Annotated in this window: 20 protein-coding genes; all 20 read left to right on the top strand. The window is 39.1% G+C overall.

Annotation, left to right across the window (positions count from 1 at the left end; genetic code table 11):
- The first annotated feature begins 88 nt into the window (after positions 1-88).
- Positions 89-1,618 (top strand): ABC transporter ATP-binding protein, encoded by a 1,530-nt coding sequence (locus tag A2U94_RS00895; protein WP_025908586.1) that lies wholly within the window; start codon positions 89-91, stop codon positions 1,616-1,618.
- Complete coding sequence (locus A2U94_RS00890; RefSeq protein ID WP_025908587.1) at positions 1,612-2,673, top strand: ABC transporter permease; 1,062 nt, start codon at positions 1,612-1,614, stop codon at positions 2,671-2,673. The genes A2U94_RS00895 and A2U94_RS00890 overlap by 7 nt, the downstream gene beginning before the upstream one ends.
- Positions 2,670-3,629 (top strand): ABC transporter permease, encoded by a 960-nt coding sequence (locus A2U94_RS00885; RefSeq protein ID WP_025908588.1) that lies wholly within the window; start codon positions 2,670-2,672, stop codon positions 3,627-3,629. The genes A2U94_RS00890 and A2U94_RS00885 overlap by 4 nt, the downstream gene beginning before the upstream one ends.
- 623 nt (positions 3,630-4,252) lie before the next feature.
- Positions 4,253-5,548, top strand: a complete 1,296-nt coding sequence (gene yfmF, locus A2U94_RS00880; protein WP_025908589.1) for an EF-P 5-aminopentanol modification-associated protein YfmF — start codon at positions 4,253-4,255, stop codon at positions 5,546-5,548.
- The gene (gene yfmH / locus A2U94_RS00875) at positions 5,535-6,818 is read left to right on the top strand and encodes an EF-P 5-aminopentanol modification-associated protein YfmH (protein WP_025908590.1); all 1,284 of its coding nucleotides are present in this window, start codon (positions 5,535-5,537) and stop codon (positions 6,816-6,818) included. Before yfmF ends, yfmH begins: the two co-directional genes overlap by 14 nt.
- A 70-nt stretch (positions 6,819-6,888) precedes the next feature.
- Positions 6,889-7,614: an elongation factor P 5-aminopentanone reductase gene (gene ymfI / locus A2U94_RS00870; protein WP_025908591.1), complete on the top strand. Its 726-nt coding sequence runs from the start codon at positions 6,889-6,891 to the stop codon at positions 7,612-7,614.
- A 66-nt stretch (positions 7,615-7,680) separates the two neighbouring features.
- Complete coding sequence (locus A2U94_RS00865; RefSeq protein ID WP_025908592.1) at positions 7,681-7,941, top strand: DUF3243 domain-containing protein; 261 nt, start codon at positions 7,681-7,683, stop codon at positions 7,939-7,941.
- Positions 7,942-8,335: 394 nt separating this feature from the next.
- Positions 8,336-9,127 carry a DUF3388 domain-containing protein gene (locus tag A2U94_RS00860; protein ID WP_035320247.1) on the top strand — a complete coding sequence of 264 codons (792 nt, stop codon included), beginning with the start codon at positions 8,336-8,338 and terminating at the stop codon, positions 9,125-9,127.
- 12 nt (positions 9,128-9,139) lie between these two features.
- The gene (locus A2U94_RS00855) at positions 9,140-10,087 is read left to right on the top strand and encodes a helix-turn-helix domain-containing protein (protein ID WP_225002363.1); all 948 of its coding nucleotides are present in this window, start codon (positions 9,140-9,142) and stop codon (positions 10,085-10,087) included.
- Between the two features lie 87 nt (positions 10,088-10,174).
- On the top strand, positions 10,175-10,759 hold the full coding sequence (gene pgsA / locus A2U94_RS00850) for a CDP-diacylglycerol--glycerol-3-phosphate 3-phosphatidyltransferase (protein WP_025908595.1): 585 nt from the start codon (positions 10,175-10,177) through the stop codon (positions 10,757-10,759).
- A 13-nt stretch (positions 10,760-10,772) separates the two neighbouring features.
- Positions 10,773-12,011 (top strand): competence/damage-inducible protein A, encoded by a 1,239-nt coding sequence (locus tag A2U94_RS00845; RefSeq protein WP_025908596.1) that lies wholly within the window; start codon positions 10,773-10,775, stop codon positions 12,009-12,011.
- A 252-nt stretch (positions 12,012-12,263) separates the two neighbouring features.
- On the top strand, positions 12,264-13,301 hold the full coding sequence (gene recA / locus A2U94_RS00840; protein WP_025908597.1) for a recombinase RecA: 1,038 nt from the start codon (positions 12,264-12,266) through the stop codon (positions 13,299-13,301).
- Positions 13,302-13,579: 278 nt separating this feature from the next.
- Positions 13,580-15,142, top strand: a complete 1,563-nt coding sequence (gene rny / locus A2U94_RS00835; RefSeq protein WP_163070847.1) for a ribonuclease Y — start codon at positions 13,580-13,582, stop codon at positions 15,140-15,142.
- Between the two features lie 59 nt (positions 15,143-15,201).
- On the top strand, positions 15,202-15,999 hold the full coding sequence (ymdB, locus tag A2U94_RS00830; protein WP_025908599.1) for a 2',3'-cyclic-nucleotide 2'-phosphodiesterase: 798 nt from the start codon (positions 15,202-15,204) through the stop codon (positions 15,997-15,999).
- 234 nt (positions 16,000-16,233) lie between these two features.
- Positions 16,234-16,494: a stage V sporulation protein SpoVS gene (spoVS, locus tag A2U94_RS00825; protein WP_003181955.1), complete on the top strand. Its 261-nt coding sequence runs from the start codon at positions 16,234-16,236 to the stop codon at positions 16,492-16,494.
- Positions 16,495-16,572: 78 nt separating this feature from the next.
- On the top strand, positions 16,573-17,487 hold the full coding sequence (locus tag A2U94_RS00820; protein WP_025908600.1) for a dipeptidase: 915 nt from the start codon (positions 16,573-16,575) through the stop codon (positions 17,485-17,487).
- A 179-nt stretch (positions 17,488-17,666) separates the two neighbouring features.
- Positions 17,667-19,424, top strand: coding sequence for a 2-oxoacid:acceptor oxidoreductase subunit alpha (locus A2U94_RS00815; RefSeq protein ID WP_025908601.1), 1,758 nt, complete (start codon positions 17,667-17,669; stop codon positions 19,422-19,424).
- Positions 19,411-20,277, top strand: coding sequence for a 2-oxoacid:ferredoxin oxidoreductase subunit beta (locus A2U94_RS00810; protein WP_025908602.1), 867 nt, complete (start codon positions 19,411-19,413; stop codon positions 20,275-20,277). Before A2U94_RS00815 ends, A2U94_RS00810 begins: the two co-directional genes overlap by 14 nt.
- A gap of 449 nt (positions 20,278-20,726) precedes the next feature.
- Positions 20,727-21,770, top strand: coding sequence for an L-threonine 3-dehydrogenase (gene tdh / locus A2U94_RS00805; protein WP_025908604.1), 1,044 nt, complete (start codon positions 20,727-20,729; stop codon positions 21,768-21,770).
- Positions 21,771-21,789: 19 nt separating this feature from the next.
- A complete protein-coding gene (locus tag A2U94_RS00800) occupies positions 21,790-22,968 on the top strand; it encodes a glycine C-acetyltransferase (protein ID WP_025908605.1) in 1,179 nt (392 codons plus the stop codon).
- Positions 22,969-22,989: the final 21 nt, after the last annotated feature.

Genomic DNA, 22,989 nt, shown 5'->3' with positions numbered 1-22,989 from the left:
GAACCACTAGCCTTTTTCATAGCCTTTAAGAGGATAAGAAATCCAAAGTAATAGACTTTACTCTAGATACAAATAGGGAGTGAACATAGTGGAATATGTAATTGAAATGCTAAATATTCGTAAAGAGTTTCCGGGTATCATAGCGAATGATAACATTACACTCCAAGTGAAAAAAGGAGAAATCCATGCTTTACTAGGTGAAAATGGTGCAGGGAAATCAACGCTGATGAACGTTCTTTTTGGGCTTTATCAACCTGAAAAAGGTGAAATAAAGGTCAAAGGAAAAGCTGTTAAAATTACGAATCCAAATATTGCAAATGACCTAGGAATTGGAATGGTTCACCAGCACTTTATGCTTGTGCAAAATTTCACGGTTACTGAAAATATTATCCTCGGAAATGAGCCTACAAAAGCAGGAAAGATTAACATTGCAAAAGCTGCTAAAGAGATTGAGGCATTATCAAATCAATACGGGCTTTCTGTTGATCCATATGCAAAAATTGAGGATATTTCAGTTGGTATGCAGCAACGTGTCGAAATTTTAAAAACCTTATATCGCGGTGCAGAAATCTTAATCTTTGATGAGCCGACAGCGGCTCTTACACCTCAAGAAATCACAGAATTAATTGAAATTATGAAGCGTTTAATTAAAGAAGGAAAATCCATTATTTTAATTACTCATAAATTAAAAGAAATTATGGCAGTTTGTGATCGGTGTACGATTATTCGCAAAGGTGTAGGGATTGGAACAGTGACGGTTTCTGAGACCAATCCAGATGAATTGGCGTCCTTAATGGTTGGACGTGAAGTGCATTTTAAAACAGAAAAGAAAACAGCAGAACCAAAAGATGCTGTGTTAACAATAGATGGCTTAGTCGTGGAAGATGCCCGCGGAGTAGCAGCTGTTAATGATCTATCGCTAACTGTCAGAGCGGGTGAAATTGTAGGAATTGCAGGAGTAGATGGTAATGGGCAAACGGAACTAATTGAAGCCCTCACAGGTCTTACAAAAATCAAATCAGGTTTTATTAAGCTAAATGAAAGTGACCTCACAAAGCTATCAGCACGTAAAATTACTGAATCAGGTGTAGGACATATTCCTCAAGACCGCCATAAGCACGGCCTTGTTTTGGACTACACAATTGGTGAAAATATCGCACTTCAAACGTATTACAAAGAACCAATGTCTAAAAGAGGTATTTTGAACTATAAAGAGATTTATAGAAAAGCGAAAGAACTCATTGCAGAATATGATGTTCGCACACCGAGTGAGTATACGCAAGCTCGATCCCTTTCTGGAGGTAACCAGCAAAAAGCCATTATCGCTCGTGAAGTAGACCGCAGTCCGGAGTTATTAATTGCAGCTCAGCCGACACGCGGATTGGATGTGGGAGCAATTGAGTTTATTCATCGTAAATTAATCGAAGAGCGTGATAAAGGAAGAGCGGTTCTTCTTGTATCTTTAGAACTGGATGAAGTTATGAATTTAAGTGATCGTATAGCTGTTGTCTACGAAGGTAAAATCGTTGATATTGTGAATCCAAACGAGACGAATGAGCAGGAGCTTGGGTTATTAATGGCAGGCGGAAAGCGCGAGAAAGCAGGTGAAACATCATGAAATGGCTAAGAAATGAGCGAACCATTCATATTCTAATTCCAGTTATCTCGGCAATTTTAGGGTTACTTGCTGGTGCAATTATCATGGTTCTTGGAGGCTATGATGCGGTAAAAGGGTATGATTCTTTATTTAACGGTATGTTGGGTAGTCCAAAAGTTATAGGTGAAACGATTCGTGCAATGACGCCTCTTGCTTTAGCTGGTATTGCCGTGGCGTTTGCCTATAAGACAGGCTTATTTAATATTGGGGTAGAAGGTCAGCTACTCGTTGGCTGGTTAGCAGCGGTTTGGGTAGGCTACGCTTTTGAACTTCCGTCTGTTATTCATATACCACTCGCAATCCTTGCAGCAGGTGTTGCTGGTGCATTGTGGGCCTTTATTCCTGGGTTTTTAAAAGCACGCTTTCATGTTCATGAGGTTATTGTCTCTATTATGATGAACTATATTGCACTGTATACAACCAGCAGTATCATTCGTGAGTTTTTATATGCAGGAAATGAAAAATCGTACAACATCCATGAGTCAGCTTCATTGGCATCTTCATTTTTAGCTGAAGCAACGAACAATTCTCGTTTACACTATGGGATTATTGTCGCGTTTTTAGCAGCTTTTGTAATGTGGTTTCTATTGAACAAAACGTCAAAAGGCTTTGAACTTCGGGCCGTTGGGTTTAATCAGCAGGCTTCTAAATATGCAGGGATGAATGTATCGCGCAACATCATCCTTTCCATGTCAGTATCCGGTGCATTTGCAGGATTAGCCGGTGCAATGGAAGGCCTTGGTACATTCCAATATATGAATACTTTTACGTCATTTACTGGAACAGGGTTCGATGGAATTGCTGTTGCTCTTTTAGGAGCCAATAGTGCAATTGGTATCTTACTTGCTTCTTTCCTATTTGGAGGGTTGCAAACAGCAGCACCACAAATGAACTTTATGGCGGGAGTGCCGTCGGAATTAATTGAGATTGTTATCGCTCTTATCATTTTCTTCGTGGCGTCCAGTTACCTTATTCGTTGGATTATTGGTCGTTTAAGTAAAGGAGGAGCACAATGAGTTTCTTAGACGTTTTAATTATAATTATTCCAGCTGCGCTGTACTCTGCGGCACCGCTTATTTTTACAGCATTAGGTGGAGTGTTCAGTGAGAAGTCTGGTGTTGTAAATATTGGTCTTGAAGGTCTTATGATGTTTGGTGCATTTACGGGAATTGTTTCAACACTACTTCTTCAAGATTCATTGGGTGCATGGGCACCTTGGGTTTCAATTTTAATTGCAGCAGGGGTTTGTGCAATCTTTTCACTTATTCATGCCGTAGCAAGTATTACGCTTAAAGCAGATCAAGTAGTCAGCGGAGTTGCGCTCAACTTCTTAGCTGGAGGTTTATCTATCTTTTTAATCAAGAAAATCTTTGGAAAAGGACAAACGGATTTTATTCAATTCCGTATTGATAAAACAAGCATTCCTGTTCTATCTGATATCCCGGTTATTGGTAAGCTATTTTTCTCTAATGTTCCAGTGACGTCATACTTAGCAATTTTGTTAGCCTTTGTTGTATGGTATATCATTTACAAAACGCCGTTTGGGCTGCGTCTTCGTTCTGTAGGTGAACATCCGATGGCTGCAGATACAATGGGAATTAAAGTTATCAGAATGAGATATGTAGGCGTTATGCTATCTGGTGTGTTAGCAGGTATCGGTGGTGCTGTATATGCAACATCAATCGCCACAAATTTTTCAGCAGGTACCATTTCTGGACAGGGCTTCTTAGCGCTTGCTGCCATGATCTTTGGAAAATGGCATCCAATTGGTGCGATGGGAGCGGCTCTCTTCTTTGGCTTAGCACAATCCCTAAGTATTACAGGAGCACAGATTCCAGTTATTCAAGACATTCCAACTGTTATTTTAACAATTGCTCCTTACGTCTTAACAATTTTGGCGCTAGCTGGATTTGTCGGTCGAGCAGAGGCACCGAAAGCACTTGGTACGCCTTATGAAAAAGGTAAAAGATAATAGAATGGTTTTCTGAGGCTAGGACATACGTATTTCAGTTAATGATCTATCCGAACTATCGCGAGTTAACTCCTTTCGATAGTTTGGATATTTTTTGTTAGTGCGGAAAACAATTAAAAAACTAGTGAAATGAAGCGTAGGACACGCGACTGCTGCGGGAGATAAAGGAAGAGCTGAGACCCAGCAGCGCAGCAAAGAGGCTGGGATTCCGCCCCATGGAAAGCGAGTGTCTGCAACGCAATGGAACGAACTTGTTTTTAAAAACTAACTATTGTAGAAAAATCATGATTCGTTTTTGAGAAGAGGTCATTTAGTTATGTTCCAGCCTCTCTTAGTTCAGATGTAGTTTGTGGAAAAAGGAAAGTGTTTCTGTCACAGTGAATGTACAAATACAAGGTGAACTGTTAATTGGAAATATAATTTATTTTGCACCTATGCAAAAAAGCCAAATTGCTTATCTTATTTACTCTTTATTCAAGAAGGACTTATACGAAAGTTGTTTCCTTGAAAATCTTTCCTCTAATTGGATATAGTGAAGGTAAGACTAAAAACGGCAAAATAAACTAAAAATAAAGGTATTGTGTTGTTTTTAGCAAACTTACTATTAATAAGGAGGTATCTCTATGAAATTATTGACTGAACAAAAGCACGAATTGAATGGCTTAACGCTACATACAATTCCAACTACAAAGTATAAAACCAATACGTTTATTTTAAAATTAAATGCTCCATTGAATGAAAAAACGGTGACGATGCGAGCTCTTTTACCTTATGTATTACAAAGTGCTACAGAATCTTTTCCAACGACAACACAGCTGCGTACATATTTAGATGAACTCTATGGTGCAACTTTGCAGGTGGATTTGACGAAAAAAGGTGATAACCACGATATAACCATTCGAATTGATATAGCGAACGAAAAATATTTAAAAGATTCAACTCCTCTTCTTCAAAAAGCACTCACGCTGCTTGGTGAAATTCTCTTGAAGCCGGCAACGGAGGAGGGAGCTTTCTTAAATGATGCAATGGAAAAAGAAAAGCGCTCTCTGCGTCAACGTATTCAAGCAGTCTTTGACGATAAAATGCGCTATGCAAACCTTCGCTTAGTTGAAGAGATGTGTAAGGAAGAGCCGTACTCTCTACATGTTAATGGTCGAATTGATGATATTGAGTCGATTACAGCAGCTACGCTTTATGAGTATTATCAACATGTATTAAAAGAAGACGCCATTCATCTCTATGTCATTGGCGATTTTCATGAACAAGAAGTAAAAACCACGGTTGAGCAAGCGTTTGATTTGCCGCAGCGTCAACCAAAAGAAATCAAACGTTCAATTACGAAAAAAGAAATTACCGATGTAAATGAAGTCGTAGAAAAACAAGAGGTAAAGCAAGGGAAGTTAAACATTGGCTACCGTACAAACGTTGTATACGGAGATCGTCAGTACTTTGCTCTTCAAGTGTTTAACGGTATATTTGGCGGCTTTTCTCATTCAAAGTTGTTCATCAATGTCCGTGAAAAAGCAAGCTTAGCTTACTATGCTGCATCGCGAGTTGAAAGTCATAAAGGTCTTCTGATGGTTATGTCAGGAATCGATGCGAAAAACTATGATCAGGCTGTAACCATTATTAAAGAACAAATGGAAGAAATGAAAAATGGATCGTTTACCGATAGCGAAATCGCTCAAACAAAAGCAGTTATTCATAATCAACTGTTAGAAACGGTGGATACACCACGAGGGCTGGTTGAAGTTATGTACCATAATGAATTAACAGGGAAAAGTATTTCCGTTGATGAATACCTCAAACAAATTGATGCAGTATCAAAACAAGAAATTGTGAAAGTAGCTGAGAATATTCAGATGGATACAGTGTATTTCTTAACAGGAAAAGGCGGTGAAAACAATGGAGAAAATTGAATTTTCCCAGCTGAAAGAGCAGCTTTATCATGAAAAAATGGACAATGGATTAGAAGTTTATATTTTACCAAAGCCTGAATTTAACAAGACGTTTGCGACGTTTACCACAAAATATGGTTCCGTTGACAATCAGTTTGTTCCGCTTGGGGAAGATAAAATGATTAAAGTTCCTGATGGGATTGCGCATTTTCTAGAGCATAAGCTGTTTGAAAAAGAAGATGGTGATGTATTCCAACAATTTAGCAAGCAGGGGGCATCTGCCAATGCATTTACATCATTTACGCGAACAGCATATTTATTTAGCTGTACGTCTAACTTTGAACAAAATTTAGAGACGCTTGTAGACTTTGTTCAAGAACCGTATTTCTCTGAAAAGACAGTCGAGAAAGAAAAAGGAATTATTGGACAAGAGATTACGATGTATGATGATAATCCGGACTGGCGCTTGTACTTTGGAACAATTCAAAACATGTATAAAAATCATCCTGTGAAAATTGATATTGCTGGTACCATCGAGTCCATTTCTCATATTACAAAGGATTTGCTTTATACGTGCTACGAAACGTTTTATCATCCGAGTAATATGTTATTATTTGTGGTAGGGCCCGTTGATGCAGAAAAGGTAATGACTCAAATTCGTGAAAATCAAGCTAAAAAAGATTATGAAGATATGCCTGAAATTACTCGTCATTTTGATAAAGAACCAGAAACAGTAGCGGAACAAAAGCAGGTATTAAATATGCCTGTTCAAGCCTCTAAAGCAATGGTTGGTTTAAAAACAAGAAAGCCTGAACGTTCGGGGCAAGATATGCTTCGACATGAGCTTGCAATGAACATTGTACTTGACCTTGCGTTTGGAAAAAGCTCTTCTTACTATGAGGAACTTTATAAAAATGGACTGATTGATGAGACATTCTCATACGACTATACTGAAGAAAATGGCTTTGGTTTTGCGTTAATTGGTGGAGATACAGAAAATCCGGAAAAATTTTATGCTCGCATTAAAGAAATTTTGCTTGAAGTGAAATCCAACGGTTTGCAAGAAGAAGAATTAGAACGAGTAAGAAAGAAAAAAATTGGAGAATTTTTGCGAGCTTTAAATTCTCCAGAGTTTATTGCCAATCAGTTTACTCGCTATGCGTTTAACGATATGAATTTATTTGATGTTGTAGATACGCTTGAGAAACTGACAGTTGCAGATGTGAAGCACGTAATGGATGATATGATCCATGAGGAGAGCTTTACTGTATGTGAGGTTGTACCAAAATAAGTGATAAGATAGTATATGAAAAGCTGACGTTGAGTCAGCTTTTTTAATGGATAATATAAGGAGAATCAACATGGAGAAATATGCGCTAATTACAGGAGCAAGTGGCGGAATTGGCAGTGCTATTGCGGAGAAAATGGTAAAGGAAGGGTATGGGGTAGTTCTGCATTACCACCAAAACGAAGCTTCAGTTAACGAAATTGCTAGCCGACTTCGCTTCTACACAAATAATATTATCGTTGTGCAAGGAGATTTATCTTCAAAAGAGGGCGTAGATCGGTTTTTAGCTACTCTTTCTGTTCCGATAGACGTACTTATTTATAATAGCGGTCAAAGTTTATCAGGATTAATGACTGATGTTTCAGATAACCAAATTGAAGAAATGGTTTATTTAAGCGTAACGGCTCTTTATCGAATCACCAAGTTTGTTCTTCCTAAAATGATTCAGAAGAAAAATGGGAATATTATCGTTGTCTCATCTATTTGGGGATTAGAAGGAGCTTCTTATGAAGTGTTGTATTCAATGGTGAAAGGCGCTCAGAATACTTTTGTCAAAGCATTGGCCAAAGAGGTTGCGTTAAGTGGAGTTCGAGTAAATGGGATTGCACCAGGAGCTATTTTAACAAATATGTTAGCCGATTATACAGAAGAAGATGTTGAAATGATGGAGCAAGAAATTCCCATGGGACGGATTGGGAAGCCGTCAGAAATTGCAGATGTTGTGGCTTATCTAACGTCTAATCAGTCTTCTTATATGACAGGGCAAATTTTATCAGTAGATGGCGGTTGGCATACATAATAACGTGAATAAAAAAGAGGAAGGTGTACAAACTATGATATGAATAAACCTTAAGGAGGGCTACTCATGTCAGTATTAGACAATTGGGATAACTGGAAAAACTTTTTAGGCGATCGCTTACATCATGCTCAAGACGAGGGTATGAACAACGACGTAATCAATGACTTAGCATATCAAATTGGTGGCTACTTAGCGAACCAAGTTGACGCAAAAAACGAACAAGAAAAAGTATTAGCAGATTTATGGAGCGTTGCTTCAAAAGAAGAGCAACATGCAATTGCTAATATGATGGTGAAGCTTGTTCAAAACAATGGTTCTGCTCATTAATATAACCATGCTAATGAAATGAACAAAAGAAGGAGTCGGCTCAAGTTTTTTGAGAAACGACTCTTTTTTATTTATAAATAAGTCAATGATAAGCAAAGATAAAAAATACAGCGCTTACAATAAGAACATTTACATAAGAAATAGGTTTTACACTTTATAATTTAATGAAAATCATTTATATTTAAATTATGTGAAAAAAGGGGAAAGATAACAGCGGGTACCATTTCATAGGCTCGCATTTTTTACGTATCTAATAACAGCTTCTCCGAGTAGTGTTTGAGGTGATTTATTAATCGTTCTTCAAGCATTTTTGTGCTGTGAATGAGCGTTTTAATATGTTCATTCTATTATTGGATTAGGTTTAGACGGAACAAATGGGATGAGGAGGGGTTTCGTGAATAAAATTGAGTGGTACTTAGAATATCAAATACAGAAAAATCGACCTGGTTTATTGGGAGACATTTCGTCTCTTTTAGGAATGTTGGCAATTAATATTGTTACAATTAATGGGGTAGATGACAAAAGGCGTGGTTTATTACTAAGGTGTGATTCCCATGAGCAAATTGAGCGGCTTGAATCTATATTAAAAACAATGGATAATATTGTTGTGACAAAGATGCGTCCTCCCAAGCTACGAGATCGTTTAGCTGTTCGTCACGGTCGTTACATTCAACGAGATGCTGATGATAAAAAGACATTTCGATTTGTACGAGATGAACTTGGACTGCTAGTGGACTTTATGGCAGAGCTTTTTAAGCAAGATGGTCATAAGTTAATTGGTATCAGGGGAATGCCTCGTGTAGGTAAAACAGAGTCGATTGTTGCTGCTAGTGTTTGTGCGAATAAGCGATGGTTATTTGTATCATCAACGCTTTTAAAACAAACGATTCGCAGTCAGCTAATTGAAGATGAGTATAATTCTAATAACATCTTTATCATTGACGGTATTGTATCAACAAGAAGGGCGAATGAGAAACACTGGCAGCTCGTTCGTGAAATTATGAATGTGCCTGCGACAAAGATTGTTGAGCATCCCGATGTATTTGTACAAAATAGTGAATATACGCTGGATGACTTTGCATATATCATTGAATTACGAAATGATCCAGATGAAGAGATTACATATGAAGTCATTGAAGGCTCGCAAATGTTTCCAAACGGTGGATTATCCATGTTTGATTTTTAGCATAATTGGTAGGTGTTAATATTGACAGAGTTAGGGCAAAGGTTAAGACAAGAGCGAGAAAATAAAGGGATGTCGCTAGAGGATTTACAAAAAAACACAAAAATTCAAAAGCGCTATTTGATTGGTATTGAAGAAGGCAACTATGATGTAATGCCAGGGAAATTTTATGTGCGAGCGTTTATCAAACAGTATTGTGAAGCTGTAGGATTGAATCCTGATGACATTTTTGATCAGTACAAAACGGATATTCCAACGACTCAAACCGATGATATTCCACAGCCGTTATCTCGTGTTCGCAGTCGAAAAGAAATTCCCCAAAATACGAAAGCGTCAAAAGCAGCAGATTATTTACCGACGATTTTAGTAGTTGCTGGTGTGCTGGTAGTCGGAATTATCATTTGGGTGATTGCTCAAAATATTGTATCCGGGCGTCAAGAAGATCAGGCTGCAAATACTGAACAAACGAATAACGAAGTACAACAATCTGAAGAGCAGCAAGCATCTAATGAAGATCAAGCTGCTAAAGAAGCGGCAGAAAAAGAAGCAATAGAAAAAGAAAAGGCAGAAAAAGAAAAAGCTGCTAAAGAAGATGAAGAGAAAAAAGATGAAGAAAAAGAAGAAACAAAGCAAGCTTATAAAGAAGTTCAAAAGTCAGGCCGCAATGGAACATATGAGCTATCTGGAACAGATGAGTTTAAGCTAGAAGTGTCGTCTACTCAAGCTGATACATGGTTAGATGTAAAAAATGGTAAGGGCAATTCATTTTATAATGCCATGTTAAAAAATGGTGAGACAAAAGAGTTTGACTTCACGAAAGAAAGTGAAGTTCGAGTGAATATTGGATTCTCACCAGGGGTACAATTGAAAATTAATGGACAAGATGTTTCTTTACCGTTTGATGCAAATCAACAGGTTAGACAAGTTGTAACGATTAAATATGAGCAGGAAAAAGCTCAATAAGTAGCTTAGCAGTATCAAAAATGGTTAAGTCGTGCCGACAACAGTTTGCACGGCTTACGTTTTTGTATGTAATTGGAGGAAACAATAGTGAATTTACCAAATAAGATTACAATCTCTCGAATTTTTTTAATCCCGCTTTTTTTAATTTTAATGATGGCACCGTTACCTTTTGGTGAAGTTAGCGCTGCTGGAATGGACGTGCCAATCGCTCATTTATTAGGGGCAGCGTTATTTATTATTGCGTCTACAACAGACTGGATCGACGGGTACTACGCTCGTAAGTATAATATGGTTACAAACCTTGGGAAATTTTTAGATCCGCTAGCAGATAAGCTATTGGTTTCAGCAGCTTTGATTGCTATTGTAGACTTAGACTTAATTGCCGGTGCAGGTTGGGCTGCAATTATTATTATTAGCCGCGAATTTGGAGTAACAGGCTTACGTTTAGTTCTTGCTGGAGAAGGTGAAGTCGTTGCTGCAAATATGCTAGGTAAAATTAAAACGTGGACACAAATTATTGCTATTTCAGCTATTTTACTTTATAACTTACCCTTTGAATTTGTGTCATTTCCATTTGCAGCAATTGCCCTATGGATTTCTGTTGTATTTACAGTAATTTCTGGATGGGATTACTTTGCGAAAAACAAGCAAGCATTTGTTAATTCAAAATAATGGGGATGATTTCATGAACGCGGAAATTATTGGAGTAGGCTCAGAACTTTTGCTAGGCCAAATTGCCAATACAAACGCGCAATACCTATCTAAAAAGTTTGCAGAGCTTGGTATTAACGTATATTATCATACGGTAGTTGGCGATAATGAAAGCCGATTGAAAGAAGCAATTTTGACCGCCAAAAAACGTGCGGATTTGATTGTGTTTACAGGTGGGCTTGGACCAACCAAAGATGACCTTACAAAAGAAACAATTGCTTCAGAACTAGGTGTCTCACTTGTAATAGATCAGCAAGCGCTTGAAAGTATCGAAGCGTATTTCGAAAAAACGAATCGGACAATGACGCCTAATAATAGGAAGCAAGCAATTGTACTTGAAGGTGCAACAATACTGCCAAACGATTATGGAATGGCACCAGGAATGGGCATTACGGTGCGTGGTATTCACTACATGTTATTTCCTGGTCCACCAAAGGAACTTTACCCTATGTATGAATCGTATGGACAAGCATATTTAGCAGAAAAGCTAGATATGAAAGAGCAAATTGAATCTCGCGTTTTACGTTTCTTTGGAATTGGAGAGTCTCAGTTAGAAACAGATATTGAGGATTTATTAGATGCACAAACAAACCCAACCATTGCGCCGTTAGCTGCTGATGGAGAAGTAACGCTTCGCTTAACGGCTAAGCATGGAGATGTGGTTGAGGCTCATCGAATGCTTGATGAAGTAGAAAAGCAGATTATGAGCCGTGTAGGGGAGTTTTTCTACGGATACGATATGACATCTCTACAGGCTGAACTCATTGCTACAATGCGAGAGCAAGAAGTGACCGTTGCTTCAGCTGAAAGTTTAACTGGCGGATTGTTTAGTGGGACGCTAACGAGCATTCCTGGAGCTGGAGATGTTGTAAAAGGTAGCATTGTTGCTTATCACACTGAGGTAAAGCACAATGTGCTACATGTAGCAAAAGAAACCCTAGAGCAAGACGGGGCAGTTAGCGAGAGATGCGCAGAAGAAATGGCTGTTGGTGTGAAAAAGCTGACAGGCTCTGATGTTGGTATTAGCTTTACAGGCGTCGCTGGTCCGTCTAAGCAAGAAGGTAAAGAAGTTGGTACAGTTTACATTGGTATAGCTTTTAAAAATGAAAAAACACGCGTGTATTCGCTAAAGCTTACAGGCAGTCGTGATGGTATCCGTAAACGCACTGTGAATTATGGGATTTATTATCTTTTACAACTATTGAAACAGTAATATATTGAAGCGGTGTAGTCCCTCCTTGTGTAAATAAGGAGGGACTTTTCCTTCATAAAATAGTTATTTTTTTAAAATATAGTCTTGGCTGTTAAAATAAAAAAATCGAACATTTATTCGCTTTTTTGCTTGTCAAATGACTCAAAAGCGAGTATAGTTATGTATAGAAAGTTAATTAAAATGTCATTGCTACTACAACGTAGTAATCTTAAATTATAAAACAAAGCAAGCAAGTATAGAGGAGGAAATCGAGTGAACGATCGTCAAGCAGCCCTTGATATGGCTCTAAAACAAATTGAAAAGCAATTCGGTAAAGGTTCAATTATGAAATTAGGAGAACAAACGGAACGTAAAATTTCAACTGTGTCTAGTGGTTCTCTAGCGTTAGATGTTGCGCTTGGTGTAGGTGGGTATCCACGCGGACGTATTATTGAAGTTTATGGTCCAGAAAGCTCTGGTAAAACAACAGTTGCGCTTCATGCAATTGCAGAAGTACAGCAGCAGGGTGGACAAGCAGCGTTTATCGATGCTGAGCATGCGTTAGACCCGGTGTATGCACAAAAGTTGGGTGTCGATATTGACGAGCTTCTTTTATCACAGCCTGATACAGGTGAACAAGCACTTGAAATTGCTGAAGCGTTAGTTCGTAGTGGAGCAGTTGACATTCTGGTTATTGACTCTGTTGCAGCCCTTGTGCCTAAGGCTGAAATTGAAGGTGAAATGGGAGATTCTCACGTTGGTTTACAAGCTCGTTTAATGTCTCAAGCACTTCGTAAGCTATCAGGTGCTATTAATAAGTCGAAAACAATTGCTGTTTTCATTAACCAAATTCGTGAAAAAGTTGGCGTTATGTTTGGTAACCCTGAAACAACGCCAGGTGGACGTGCGCTTAAGTTCTATTCTTCAGTGCGCCTTGAAGTTCGTCGTGCTGAGCAGTTGAAGCAAGGTAACGATATTGTAGGAAACAAGACAAGAATTAAAGTTGTCAAAAACAAAGTAGCACCACCATTCCGCGCAGCTGAAGTGGATATTATGTACGGAGAAGGAATCTCAAAAGAAGGAGAAATTTTAGATATTGCTTCTGATTTAGATATCGTACAAAAAAGTGGAGCTTGGTATTCTTATAACGAAGAACGTTTAGGTCAAGGCCGTGAGAATGCGAAGCAGTTCCTAAAAGAAAATGTTGATATTCGTCAAGAAATTGCTGGCCAAGTTCGTGAATATCATGGATTAGACGAAGCGGCAGAGCAAATGCCTGAAGACGATGCTCAAGATGAATTGAAAATTTAATAACACTTCTTTTGCTTAAAAAAGACTCTTTTTTAAAAAAGGGTCTTTTTTTTGAAAAAAATGTTAATCATAGTGATAGCAGGGGCAAGGATTTTCGTGACATAGCATTTTCATAGGCTTGACAATAAAAATGGACAGACTTACAATTAAGATGTATATTTTCCCTTTTTAAAACATTTTAGCGTTTAAAAGCCTTTGTGTGTATATTGAAAGGTGAAGGCGATATACATGCCGACATGAAATTAAAAACTTACAAGTTTATAGCAAGGGGAGGTGAAATGATGGATATAATTACAATCATCTTCGCTTTGCTTGGCCTAATCGTCGGTGCAGTTGTTGGCTTTTTTGTTTGTAAATCGATTGCTGAAGCTAAGGTTGCGGGAGCAAAGTCAAACGCAGAACAAATTATCGATGATGCAACCCGTGAGGCGGAAGCTTTGAAAAAGGAAGCTTTATTAGAAGCGAAAGATGAAATCCATCAGCTTCGTACAGAGGCAGAATTAGATATTCGTGATCGTCGAGCAGAACTTCAAAAACAAGAAAATCGATTAATGCAAAAAGAGGAAAATCTTGATCGAAAAGACGAGTCACTTGATAAACGTGAAGCGGCACTTGAAAAGAAAGATAATTCTCTTACCGTTAAACAACAGCATATTGAAGAGATGGAAAGCAAAGTTGAAGAATTAGTCAAGGCTGGTCAAGCGGAATTAGAACGCATTTCAGGCTTAACGAGAGACGATGCACGAGCGATTATTTTAGATCGTGTTGAAAATGAACTTTCCCATGATGTTGCGATGATGGTGAAAGAAACAGAAAATCGTGCCAAAGAAGAAGCCGATAAAAAGGCTAAAGAAATTCTTTCGCTTGCGATTCAACGTTGTGCAGCGGATCACGTAGCTGAAACAACGGTTTCAGTTGTTAACTTACCAAACGATGAGATGAAAGGTCGAATCATTGGTCGAGAAGGTCGAAACATTCGTACATTAGAAACATTAACAGGTATTGATCTTATTATTGATGATACACCAGAAGCAGTTATTTTATCAGGTTTTGACCCTATCCGCCGTGAAACGGCACGTATCGCCTTGGACAAACTTGTTCAGGATGGACGTATTCACCCAGCTCGAATTGAAGAGATGGTTGAAAAATCTCGTCGTGAAGTAGATGAGTATATTCGTGAGGTTGGTGAACAAACAACGTTTGAAGTTGGAGTTCATGGCTTGCATCCAGACTTAATGAAGATATTGGGCCGTTTGAAATTCAGAACGAGCTATGGTCAAAACGTCTTAAAACATTCGATGGAAGTTGCTCATTTAGCTGGATTGATGGCTTCTGAACTTGGTGAAGACGCTACGCTTGCGAAGCGTGCAGGTTTACTTCACGATATTGGAAAAGCAATCGACCACGAGGTAGAAGGAAGCCACGTTGAAATTGGCGTTGAGCTAGCTACGAAATATAAAGAGCATCCTGTTGTTATTAACGCAATTGCTTCACATCATGGTGACACGGAACCGACGTCAATTATTGCTGTTCTAGTTGCTGCGGCCGATGCTTTATCAGCTGCAAGACCGGGTGCTAGAAGTGAAACGTTAGAAAACTACATTCGTCGCTTAGAAAAGCTTGAAGAAATCTCTGAGTCTTATGAGGGTGTTGAAAAATCATTTGCTATTCAAGCAGGACGTGAAGTCCGCATTATGGTTAAACCAGATACGATTGGTGATTTAGAAGCGCATCGCTTAGCGCGCGATATTCGCAAACGCATAGAAGATGAACTAGATTATCCTGGTCATATTAAGGTAACAGTAATTCGAGAAACACGAGCTGTTGAATACGCGAAATAAGTAAAATAAAGTGGCTATTGCCACTTTATTTTTTTGAGTCAGAAATAAGGAGCTAAAAGATGAGAATTTTATTTGTTGGAGACGTTGTCGGTTCTCCAGGTCGAGATATGGTAGAAGAATATTTACCACGCTTAAAAAGAAAATACGCCCCAGGCTTAACGATTGTAAATGGTGAAAATGCGGCGTCTGGAAAAGGAATTACAGAAAAAATTTATCGAGCATTTTTACAAGCTGGTGCAAACGTAGTAACGCTTGGTAACCACGCATGGGATAAGCGTGAAATTTTTGATTTTATTGATGATGCTAAGAACTTAGTGCGTCCAGCTAATTTCCCAGAGGGAACGCCAGGAAAAGGAATTACATATGTAACCTACAATCAATATGAAGTAGCTGTTATTAACTTACAAGGGCGAACGTTTATGGCCCCTCTTGATTGCCCGTTTAAAAAGATTGATGAGTTGATTGCACAAGCAAAGCAACGTACGCCAATTATTTTTATTGATTTTCATGCTGAAACGACAAGTGAGAAGCAGGCAATTGGCTGGTATGTAGATGGTCGCGTAAGTGCTGTAGTGGGTACTCATACTCATGTTCAAACAGCTGATAATCGTATCTTGCCGCAAGGTACTGCGTATATTTCAGATGTGGGAATGACAGGTCCTTACGATGGTATCTTAGGTATGGAGCGAGAAGCAGTGATGAAGCGCTTTTTAACATCGCTTCCGGTTCGCTTTGAAGTTCCTAAGGAAGGCCGAACGCAGCTGAGTGGAGTTATTATTGACCTTGATGAAAAAACAGGTCAAGCTAAAAAAATTGACCGAATTTTAATTAATGACGATCATCCTTTTTTTGAATAAGTGAGATGAAAGAGCGGTATGTTTCTTTGGAGACATACCGCTTTTTTTGTCGTTTTACTGAGCGAAAAAGAACAGAGATTAGCGAATCTGTACAAATGACAAGTTTTTGAACAATTAGAGAAAACAAGCAGGAATACGTTTACTATTTCGTGAATATAGTATCATTGAAATCAATTAAGTCATTGGTCTAATGATCTCTCATCATACATTGTAAAGAATAAGGAGGAGTTAGATATGGAAATTTTAAAGGTTTCGGCGAAGTCTAACCCGAATTCAGTTGCTGGTGCTTTAGCAGGAGTATTGCGCGAACGCGGTGCAGCTGAAATTCAGGCGATTGGCGCTGGTGCACTAAATCAGGCAGTAAAAGCAGTAGCGATAGCTCGAGGTTTTGTAGCGCCAAGCGGTGTCGACTTAATCTGTATTCCTGCTTTTACCGATATTCAAATTGACGGGGAAGAGCGGACAGCGATTAAACTCATTGTTGAACCTCGTTAATCATAAAATGGACGGGACCTGCTAGGTATGACCTAGCAGGTCTTTTTTGCAGATAATAGATTGAAAGGAGTAGGGAAAATGATTTTCGATGCACATTGTGATGTATTAGCCAAGCTATGGTGGAATCAGCATCTATCTGTACAGGATAGCCCAAACCTTCATACAACAATTGATGGAATGAAGCAAGTGGGTGGTAAAGTACAAGTATTTGCTATCTTTGTACCAGAAGCTGTTCAAGCCGAGCAGCAGTTTGACGTAGCTCTTGAAATGGTACACCTCTTTAAAAAACATATTATTAGTCTTCCGAATGTGAAATGGATTCAATCACAGGAAGATGTTTTGCGCTTAGGTAAGAGTGAAATAGGCGCAATGTTGAGCTTAGAGGGATGTGATGCCATCGGCGTTCATCTCGTCCGTTTACAGACGTTATTTGCTTTAGGGGTTAGGTCAGTAGGCCTGACATGGAACTATGCGAACGCGGCGTGTGATGGTATTCTAGAACCACGTGGAGCCGGCTTGTCTAGCCTTGGTAAAGAAATTGTAAGGGAAAATAATCATTATAAAGTCTGGACAGATGTTTCTCACTTATCAGTGCGAGGTTTTTGGGATGTAATAGAAGAATCAGATTTCGTAGTTGCGACTCATTCAAACGTGTATTCCTTATGTTCCAACCCGAGGAATTTACGCGATGACCAAATTGATGCGTTATTGAAAAAAAAGAGTGTTATTGGTATTACCTTTGTCCCACAGTTTCTAACGGATAAAAAAGAAGCAACCGTGGATGATGTGTTAAGACACCTTGATTATATATGTAGCAGAGGAGGAGAGTATTCAGTTGGATTTGGCTCAGACTTTGATGGTATTGATCAAACGGTAGTAGGGCTGGGTAAGTTTAAAGATTATCACAATTTAATTAATCAACTACATAAGCGCTATTCCGCGGATCAAGTGCATCGTTTTTTATTTTCAAATTTTGTGCAACGATTACCATAATGAACCTAGTAAATACTCTGAAAATATAAATCTGTGAATTATGTGGAAAGGGTTGCATTTTAGTACATGTGGGAATAGAATTGTAGACGGATTAAGAAACTTAGTATTTTATTGCTCGTTTTTAGAGTGATTTCGTTAGAAAAAAGAGCAATCTTGACAGAATAAAAGGAGTGGCTTAGATGGTAAAGCAGCTTTCATGGAAAGTTGGCGGTCAGCAGGGTGAAGGAATCGAAAGTACAGGTGAAATTTTCTCAACTGCCTTAAATCGATTAGGGTACTATTTATACGGCTATCGTCATTTTTCTTCACGTATTAAAGGTGGACATACAAACAATAAAATTCGCGTAAGTACAACGCAAGTACGTTCTGTATCGGATGATTTAGATATTTTAGTAGCGTTTGACCAAGAAACGATTGATGTGAATGTACATGAGCTTCGTCAAGGTGGAATTGTCATTGGAGATGCAAAGTTTAAACCAGCACTTCCAGAAAGCTGTACAACGGCAACATTGTATTCCGTTCCGTTTACAGAAATTGCAACTGAGCTTGGTACATCTTTAATGAAGAACATGGTAGCAGTAGGAGCTTCAAGCGCTGTTTTACATATTGATACAGATGTATTCGAAGAAGTAGTATTAGAGATTTTTGGTCGCAAAGGACAACAGGTTGTTCAAAAGAATATGGAAGCCATTAAACGAGGCGCAGAGTATATTCGTGAGCAGCTTGGTGAGAACTTAGAGACGATGAGACTTGAACCAGCAGATGGACAAAAGCGCATGTTTATGATTGGAAATGACGCTATTGCTCTAGGTGCTGTAGCAGGTGGAGCTCGCTTTATGCCGGCATACCCAATTACGCCTGCATCAGAAATCATGGAATACTTAATTAAAAAGCTTCCGCAGTTTGGTGGTACGGTTATTCAAACTGAGGATGAAATTGCAGCATGTACAATGGCAATTGGTGCAAACTATGCCGGCGTTCGTGCGTTAACAGCATCAGCAGGTCCAGGACTATCTCTTATGATGGAATCAATTGGTCTTGCAGGGATTACAGAGCAACCAATCGTTATCATCGATACACAGCGTGGAGGTCCAAGTACAGGACTACCAACTAAACAAGAACAATCAGATTTAATGGCAATGATCTATGGTACCCATGGTGAAATTCCTAAAATTGTGATGGCGCCAAGTACAGTTGAAGAAGCCTTCTATGATACCATTGAAGCATTTAACTTAGCTGAAGAATACCAGTGTCCTGTTATCATGCTGACAGATTTACAGCTTTCACTTGGGAAGCAATCTGTGAATCCTTTAGATTATAGTCGTATTCAAATTCGCCGAGGAAAGCTTCAAGAAGCTGAGCTTCCTGAGCTTGAAGCGAAAGAATACTATAAGCGCTATGAAGTGACAAAAGATGGCGTTTCTCCTCGTGTTGTTCCTGGTATGAAAAACGGTATTCACCACGTAACAGGAGTTGAACATGATGAAACAGGAAAGCCTTCTGAGTCACCAATCAACCGTAATAATCAAATGGATAAACGTATGAGAAAGTTAGACAACATTCAGTTTAAAACACCAATTCACCTGCACTCAGATGAAGTTGATTCAGATGTTTTATTCGTTGGCTTTAACTCAACAAGAGGAGCAATTGAAGAAGCGATGGAACGCTTAGAAGCAGATGGACTTCGCGTCAACCATGCGCATATTCGCTTGATTCATCCGTTCCCTGTTGATGAAATTCTTCCTTATGTAAATGGAGCGAAGAAGGTAATTGTAGTGGAAAATAACGCAACGGGTCAATTAGCCAATATTTTAAAGATGAATGTCGGTAATCACCATAAAGTGCAGAGTATCTTAAAGTATGATGGAAACCCATTCTTACCGCAAGAAGTCTACACAAAAAGTAAGGAGATGTGCTTGATTAATGGCAACGTTTAAAGATTTTCGTAATAGTGTAAAACCTAACTGGTGTCCAGGGTGTGGAGATTTCTCGGTTCAAGCAGCAATTCAACGTGCATCGGCTAACGTAGGACTAGAACCACATGAATTAGCGGTTATTTCTGGTATTGGATGCTCTGGTCGTATTTCGGGTTATATTAATTCATACGGATTTCATGGTATTCATGGACGCGCTCTACCAATTGCACAAGGTGTGAAAATGGCTAACCGTGATTTAACAGTTATTGCTTCTGGTGGAGATGGAGATGGATTTGCCATTGGTATGGGGCATACTGTTCATGCAATTCGCCGTAACATTGATGTGACATATATCGTAATGGATAACCAAATTTATGGTTTAACAAAAGGGCAAACATCTCCTCGTAGCGACGTAGGATTTAAGACAAAGAGTACGCCAGAAGGTTCGATTGAATCATCTTTGTCCGTCATGGAACTTGCTTTAACATCTGGTGCAACATTTGTGGCACAGAGCTTTTCAACTGATTTAAAAGAGCTTACAAGTTTAATTGAACAGGGTATTCAGCATAAAGGGTTTTCTTTAATTAACGTATTCAGCCCATGCGTAACGTATAACAAAGTGAATACGTATGATTGGTTTAAAGAGAATTTAACAAGCTTAAAAACAATTGAAAACTATGATCCAGCAAACCGTATGCAAGCGATGCAGACATTGATGGAGCATAATGGTTTAGTAACCGGCTTAATTTATCAAAATGCTAACCAACCTTCTTATCAGCAGCTTGTGCACGGTTATAGCGACCAACCACTTGCTGATTCTGATTTAATGATGTCAGAAGATAAATTTAAAGAGCTTGTAGCTGAATTTATGTAAACAAAAAAGAGGCTGGGACATAAGTAGTTCAGCCTCTACCATACCTGAACGATTGAGAGTTCATAACTTTTAATCGTTCAGGTTTTTTGTTGATTGTGAAAACAATGTTGGAAACAGGGTGGAATGGAGCGTAGGACACTCGACTCCTGCGGGAAAGAGAGGGAAAACGGAGATCCCGCAGCGCAGCGAGGAAGCTCAGGTTCCTCCCCGCGGAAAGCGAGTGGCCGTAGCGCAATGGAACGAACGTGTTCAGACAAACCAAAAAGATTGGAACAGCTATTGTTCGTCTTTTAGAAGCAATCATTTTGTTATGTCCCAAACTCTTTTTGATATTTTTCCCCCCTTGGTGACATATGTATATATGGAGAGGACTCGGTTATTTACCTGTATTTAAAAAGGTGTTAATATATTTGTGATGAAAGCGTTTTTATAAAAAGGGGATGTGCACCATGGGTGGAAAGATGAAAGCGTTGGTGAAGGATAAAAGAGGGTTTGGAGCTGTTTTGGCTGAAGTTGATATTCCATCGATTGCCGATGATGAAGTATTAATTAAAGTGAAAGCAACTTCAATTTGCGGTACAGACGTTCATATTTATAAATGGGATAAATGGGCATCTTCACGAGTCAATCCTCCTTACGTGTTCGGTCATGAATTTTCGGGGGAAGTTGTTCAAATTGGTCAAAATGTAGCAGGAGTACAGATTGGGGACTCTGTTTCTGCTGAAACGCATATTGTATGCGGACGCTGTATGCAGTGCTTGTTAGGTAATGCTCATATTTGTCAAAAGACAAAGATTATTGGCGTTGACCGAATGGGCTGTTTTGCTGAGTACGTAGCTGTACCAGCTCAAAATATTTGGAAAAACCCTAATCACTTATCACATGATGTTGCGTGTTTGCAGGAGCCGCTTGGAAATGCAGTTCATACAGTTTTAAATGACAGTATTGCGGGTAAATCTGTCTTAGTAATAGGGTGCGGACCTATCGGTTTAATGACCGTAGCCGTTGCAAAAGCTTCCGGAGCATCTTTAGTGATAGCAATGGATGTGAATGAGTATCGCTTGAGCCTTGCCAAGGACCTTGGAACTCACATTGTACTTAATCCACTTGAACAAGATCCTCTAGAGGTTATCAATAAGCTGACAAGTGGAAATGGTATTGATGTTGTCTGTGAGATGTCGGGCCAGCCGACAGCAATGAATCAAGGCTTTAAGATGGTAGCAAATGGAGGGAGAGTATCTATTTTAAGCTTACCAACGGCACCTGTTTCCATTGATGTGACGAATGATATTGTATTTAAAGGGGTAACGGTTCAAGGTATCACAGGGCGTAAAATGTTTTCAACTTGGTATACAGTGTCTAATTTATTGGCAGGAAATCAGCTGAATATGAACGAACTAATTACGCATCGCTTGCCACTAGAAGACTATGAAAAAGGCTTTGAGCTCATGATGGAAGGAAAATGTGGGAAAGTTGTATTTATCTTAGAGTAGTTGAAAGGGGAAGGGGTAAATGAGAGGATTTGAGTTTTTAGATCAAGAGCTACAGGAAATGAAGAAAGCAGGTACTTTTCGCAAGCTTATACCAATTGAGTCTGAACAAGGATCAAAAGTGCAGATTAACGGGCAGACGCTTATTCAGCTATCGTCAAACAACTATCTAGGCTTAACATCCCATCCGAAAATGAAGGATGCGGCTATTGAAGCGGTTCAAAAATATGGTGCCGGTACGGGATCTGTGAGAACCATTGCAGGAACATTCTCTATGCATGAGGCGCTGGAGAAAAAATTAGCAAAATTCAAGCATACGGAGGCAGCACTTGTGTTTCAATCTGGCTTCACGACAAATCAAGGCGTGCTTTCATCAATTTTAACACATGAAGATGTTGTTATTTCTGACGAATTAAATCACGCATCCATCATTGATGGGATTCGATTAACAAAAGCTGCTCGTAAAGTATATAAGCATGTGGATACGGAAGATTTGGAAAGAGCTCTTAAAGAGTCAGGAGACTATCGTAAACGGATTATTGTAACGGATGGTGTATTCTCAATGGATGGTAATATTGCACCGCTTCCGAAAATCGTTGAGTTAGCTGAACAATATGATGCTCTTGTAATGGTGGACGATGCTCATGCCTCCGGAGTGCTTGGTGAGAATGGCCGAGGTACAGTCAATCATTTCAGTTTAGACGGACGCGTTCATATTCAAGTAGGGACGTTAAGTAAAGCAGTTGGTGTTCTTGGCGGTTATATCGCGAGCTCCCAGACATTAATTGATTATTTAATTCACAAAGGTCGACCTTTTTTGTTTAGTACTTCTCATCCACCAGCAGTGACGGCCGCATGCAGCGCAGCTATCGATGTATTGCTTGAAGAGCCAGAGCTCATTGAAACATTGTGGGAAAACACGGCATTCTTTAAACAAGGGTTATCTAAGTTAGGCTATGATATCGGACATAGCGAAACGCCTATTACACCCGTTATCATTGGAGATGAAGCATTGACGCATCAGTTTTCAGAAAAGCTAGCAGAAACAGGCATCTTTGCTCAAGGAATTGCGTTTCCAACGGTTGCTAAAGGGAAAGCAAGAATCAGAACAATCGTAACGGCTCAGCATACAAAGGAAGAATTAACAGCTTCTCTTAGCGCTTTTGAAAAAGTAGGAAAAGAGTTGAAGATTTTAGTATAAACGTCAAGAAAATACTGCAGG

It is taken from the genome of Bacillus sp. VT 712, from assembly GCF_001614195.1.
Lineage (GTDB): Bacteria > Bacillota > Bacilli > Bacillales > Bacillaceae_H > Priestia > Priestia flexa.
The sequence above is the reverse complement of the archived record's forward strand: the minus strand, read 5'-3'. Positions and strand labels throughout refer to the sequence as shown.